The organism is Corynebacterium sp. HMSC064H12, assembly GCF_001809925.1.
GTDB classification, from domain to species: domain Bacteria; phylum Actinomycetota; class Actinomycetes; order Mycobacteriales; family Mycobacteriaceae; genus Corynebacterium; species Corynebacterium jeikeium_D.
Genome location: NZ_KV799344.1, coordinates 1 through 4,363, shown reverse-complemented (window position 1 = coordinate 4,363; position 4,363 = coordinate 1). Strand labels below are relative to the sequence as shown.

The 4,363-nt window shown below is 56.5% G+C and carries 7 protein-coding genes; 2 read left to right on the top strand and 5 right to left on the bottom strand.

Features of this window, described 5'->3' with window-relative positions; genetic code table 11:
* Positions 1–79: 79 nt before the first annotated feature.
* From HMPREF2681_RS06460 to HMPREF2681_RS06440, 5 genes are all read right to left on the bottom strand, one after another.
* Positions 80–1,210 (bottom strand): tyrosine-type recombinase/integrase, encoded by a 1,131-nt coding sequence (locus tag HMPREF2681_RS06460; RefSeq protein WP_070546470.1) that lies wholly within the window; start codon positions 1,208–1,210, stop codon positions 80–82.
* A 112-nt stretch (positions 1,211–1,322) separates the two neighbouring features.
* A complete protein-coding gene (locus HMPREF2681_RS06455; RefSeq protein WP_070546468.1) occupies positions 1,323–1,736 on the bottom strand; it encodes a hypothetical protein in 414 nt (137 codons plus the stop codon).
* 192 nt (positions 1,737–1,928) lie between these two features.
* Positions 1,929–2,717, bottom strand: a complete 789-nt coding sequence (locus HMPREF2681_RS06450) for a hypothetical protein (protein WP_070546467.1) — start codon at positions 2,715–2,717, stop codon at positions 1,929–1,931.
* On the bottom strand, positions 2,714–3,100 hold the full coding sequence (locus tag HMPREF2681_RS06445) for an ImmA/IrrE family metallo-endopeptidase (RefSeq protein ID WP_070546465.1): 387 nt from the start codon (positions 3,098–3,100) through the stop codon (positions 2,714–2,716). Before HMPREF2681_RS06445 ends, HMPREF2681_RS06450 begins: the two co-directional genes overlap by 4 nt.
* A complete protein-coding gene (locus HMPREF2681_RS06440; protein ID WP_070546463.1) occupies positions 3,090–3,566 on the bottom strand; it encodes a hypothetical protein in 477 nt (158 codons plus the stop codon). The genes HMPREF2681_RS06445 and HMPREF2681_RS06440 overlap by 11 nt, the downstream gene beginning before the upstream one ends.
* 96 nt (positions 3,567–3,662) lie before the next feature.
* On the opposite strand from HMPREF2681_RS06440, the gene HMPREF2681_RS11055 reads away from it, so the two are divergent.
* On the top strand, positions 3,663–3,911 hold the full coding sequence (locus tag HMPREF2681_RS11055; protein WP_141746280.1) for a hypothetical protein: 249 nt from the start codon (positions 3,663–3,665) through the stop codon (positions 3,909–3,911).
* A 210-nt stretch (positions 3,912–4,121) separates the two neighbouring features.
* Positions 4,122–4,363 (top strand): hypothetical protein (locus HMPREF2681_RS06435; protein ID WP_141746279.1); only part of this gene is annotated, 242 nt, incomplete at its 3' end.

Below are 4,363 nucleotides of genomic sequence, written 5' to 3'. Positions count from 1 at the left end.
CAGACGCACAGAAGCGCTAATCACCAGCGCAAACGCTAAGCCCTCGCTACCAAGGCGGGGGCTTTTTCATACCACCGCATCACCCAGATTTTTTGCCCGTCCCGCATCCGTCCCGCACCACACCATCCACCAGCTCGCCAGCAGCAGCACGCACCAGCTCTACATCGTCCGGCCAAAAGTGCGTGTACACGCTCAGCGTCACATCCGCGCTCGCATGTCCCAGCATTGTCTGCACCGCCTTCACGTTCTGCCCAGACCGAATAAGCGCCGTGGCATACAGGTGGCGTAGCGCATGAAAGTTAAAACCGCACAGCACCTTCATCGAGTGACTGATGGACTGTGAGGTGACCATCAGCCCGGTTGGCGTACGGAACACCGGCTCATCATCACCATCAGGATGCGCTAGCAGGTGAGCGGCCATGCGGCGGGCAACAGTAGCGGAAAACGGTATCGTCCGCCTCGATGATTCCGTTTTCAACGGCGCGAAATGTGGTGCCATCACCCCGCCAGAACGCGGCCGTGTCTGCTGCACCACGTGCAGCAGCTTGTTGCCCATGTCGATGTTGGCGCGGGTAAGGCCACCAACCTCACCGGCACGCATACCTGTACCGAGCGCGAGGATCATCATCGTCGCCAGTGTTTCCCGTCCGGTCTTATCTGCCAGTTTTATAGCGGCGCGCACATCATCCAGTGTGGGGAGGTCGGCTACGGTGACAACAACTTTCCGGGGTGGCTTTTTCACCTTTGATACGGGGTTATTGCGGATGAGTCCGTCTTCAACGGCCATTGTGAAGCACCCGGACAGCTGCGCAGCCCACGACGAAACAGTGTTCTGGGACAGTGCCTTGTTTTCCAGCCAGGGTCTGCCGTTGGTGAGGTGCCCCAGCCACGTTCTGACGTGCGCGGGGCGGATGGAGTCGATGGGCATGTCGGCCATGTCGCCGAGGTTGGCGTGAATGGTTTTTCGAACTTCTCTGGTGCCAGGGGATTGAGCGGTGGTCTTGTACGTTTTCCAGTATTCGGTCAGTGGTATTTGGCCGTCGGTGGGGTTTATCCAGTCGCCTGCGCGTAGTTCGCGTTCGCGGTCGTTGAGCCAGGCTTTGGCTTCGCGGTGGAGGTCGAACGTTTTTGAGTGCTCTTTGCCTGCGGGGTCACGGTAGCGTGCCACCCAACGTGTTTTCCCGTTGCGGACGCGTTTTTGAACAGCCATTGATATAATCCTTTTGTCGCTGGTTGGTTGAGCCACCCCCCCCGGTTCCCACGGCGGCGTTTTGTGGGGGCGCTCCCTAATGTGGTGTTGGGTCGAGCGCCCCCATCTTTTATTAGTCAGTGTCGCTGGTAGACAAGCTTGTTACCGTCGCCGGTAACGTCGTCGCGTCAAAATCACAGCGGAACTTCTGTGGCCACGGAATTAACCGACCTGTAACGACTTCGATTTCGAACTCCATGTACCCGGTTGTTTCGCCCTGCTCGATGTAAGCGCTGTGCCTGCCCTCCCAGCCAACCGCGCGGTTCATGGACTCGTTGTTCCGTTCCAAGAGCTCGGTGTAACAGGCTTGTTTCCCGGCTTCGAAAAGCTGCTCTCGGGTCGGTTCGTCGTTGGTTCCCGGAATCGCGAAGATGATGCCGATGAATGCGGCAATGGCGACTATGGCGGTTACTGGGATGACGAACCAAAGGCGCTTATAGAACGGTTTCTTGGTGGTCGGCTGTGTAGTGCGGTCTTCGAATGTCATTGTTTTTGTCTTTCGTACATGTCCCGCCAGACGGCGAGTAGGTGAGTGGTGGTACGGTGGGGCTGAATCCGGTGACAAGTCCTCCAGGGGAGGACTTCCTGCCCCGATAGGCGGGATAGCCGGTTTCGTCATGTCTATGGCATGCCGGGGCGCTCTCTAATGTCGTGCTGGGTCGAGTGCCCCCTTGTTTTTCTACCTGCGCTTACTAAACGGCGGTTCCAACTTCGACCTGGTCACAAAGTGGTGAACTACGAACGCCGCCTCGATGGCGAACAAGACCAGCCCGAAACCGAAAAAGCTAAAAAGTAAGAACGCAAAGTTAAATAGGAAAATGAGAAGCCACCACAGCATCATTGAGCCTCGACCAGGCTTCTCTAGACCTGACGCATCCTCACGGAAATGCTCGAGCACGCGATACGCCTGCCCAACAGTTAGATAGTCCATTCGTGGCGCGCGGTTACTCGGGAAGTGGTGCCCAATCTTCCCGCGCACGAATCCTCGCTGGAACGGGGTCGCGCGTTTTGATCCATCCGGCGCGAGTAGCACTTCCCAGTTCGCGGACTCCGCGGGAACTTCCGATGCTGCTGCCACGCGCTGCGTGGTTTCCAAATCTGGTGTGGTTGTGCCGTAGGTGCGCATTAGAAAATCGTCGTATTCTGCCTGCGCGATGAAGAGTTCTTCCGTGTCCAGTCGAACCGATGCGTAGAAATCGTCCCAATCGTGGCATGTCCAAACACGCGCTGGAACGTCTGCTGGCCCGTCGATGGTGTTGGCCAGCTCGTCGGCGTGCTCGATGTATCCGAGCGGGTGCTCGTCGTGGGTCACGTTGATTCTGTTGCCGTCGACAGTGAGTGTCGCGATGATTTCGAAAGCCTCTCCTGGGGTTGCGAAGTTGGATTCCGCGAGTGACTTCAGGTAGTCGAAATTCTTGGATTCGCCTTCAATGTCGGTGTCGAAGCGCGCTTCCTCTTCGCGGTTCATGACCGTGTCCTTTCGTAGGTGTTTCGCCATACGGCAAGTAGGTGGGTGGTTACGCCAAGCTCACGGGCGATGGCTCCGTCGTGAGCGCCGTAGAGCGCTTCCGCTGCGGCGTAGTCGGTGTGAGAGATGAGCATGTTCGCTGCCGTCATGTCGGCGGCGCGTTCCATGCGCTGGTCAAAATGGGCAATGCCGGTTGGTACGTCTCCTGTGAGCGCGTGCCCGAGTTCGTGCGCCAACGTGCAACGGTAGTTCGCGGCACGTAGGTCACTGCGAAGGCTGATAGTCCTCGTGTGGTGGTGGTACCAGCCTTTGGGGCCACGGTCGTGGGTGGTGATGGTGACCCCTAGTTGGTCGGCTAGTTGGTGTAGGTCATCAGTCGTCAAACTCCGTGTTCTCCTCCTCGTGGTAGTCACTGTCGTCGGCTACTGCGTCATGAGGAATATCAGACCGAGCGGATTGTTTGTTCGAACGATGATCGTCGAGGCTGGCGACTGGTGCTTCGGTGCCGTCGTAGTCGATGGCTTCGCCGGTGGGGTCGCCGAAGAGATTTAGGGCTTCCGGGTCGGAACGACGGAGGATTTCGTCGAGAATCTGCTGATTACTCATGCGCCCGGCCGAAACCTGCACGCTGATTTCCTTAACTGCCTGTAGTGATACGAAGCCCAGGTCAAGCAGTGACTTGATTTCATTAACCCCGTAGGCGCGGGATATGGCAATGGCATATTCAGCGGTTGTTTCGCCTTTTTTCTGGTGCCGTAGGAATGTCGCTTTCGATACGCCAGCACGGTCTGCTGCTTGGCTTGCGGTGGGGGAATCGGGAAGGCTTTTGAGCCAATCTTGAAGCGTCATAGGTTCATTATGAACCATATCCAAAAACCTGTCAAGCCCTGCATAAACAAACAGTTTGGATATTCGGGGTTGACAATGAACCCGACAAGGTTCATAATGAAATCACCGGTGCAAGGAAGCGACCGGGAAGAGCTTAAAACAGCTGGACAGGAAACCATGCAGAAACAAAACAACGTATCGCGAGCACTTGAGGAACTCGCCGACCGAACCCGATACCACGGCGAAGACCCAAAACGAGGATTCAAAGACCTCACTAAAGAACACCAGGAGGCTATCGCAGCCGCAGCCAACAGCCTCCTGGTGGACGATCTAACTTCGCTCAATGCGACCAATGCGTCGCTCTAGTGAATAGATGGCCTCAAGGGTTTCTGCCTGCAAGTGAACTAGGCGATTCAGGTGGTTCTCGATATCGCCTACATGCATCAAGTTGTGCAAATAACCATTAATGTCATCGAGCTTCTGTTCAACTTCAGAACTCACATTTGTCACCTCCTAACTGGGGAAGTGTCCCCGTAGGAAAGCTTAGTAAAGAAAGTGAAGCCCACTATGGAAACAATGTCGGCACCACGCTTTCGGGTGCGCCCGGGGGTGCTGGATCACATTATGCGCACCCGCCGACTGCAGACAGAAGAGCAGTTGGCGGCAGCTCTAGGCACCACTGTTGACCGGTTGCCGGACCTTCGTTCTGGGGCGCCGATTACAGCCAGGATGGCGCTACATATCGCCGCCCTGCAGGGGGACAGTGATTTCGTTGCCGGGTACTGCGGGTTAAGTAAAGAAAAGTGTGTCCGCATGCC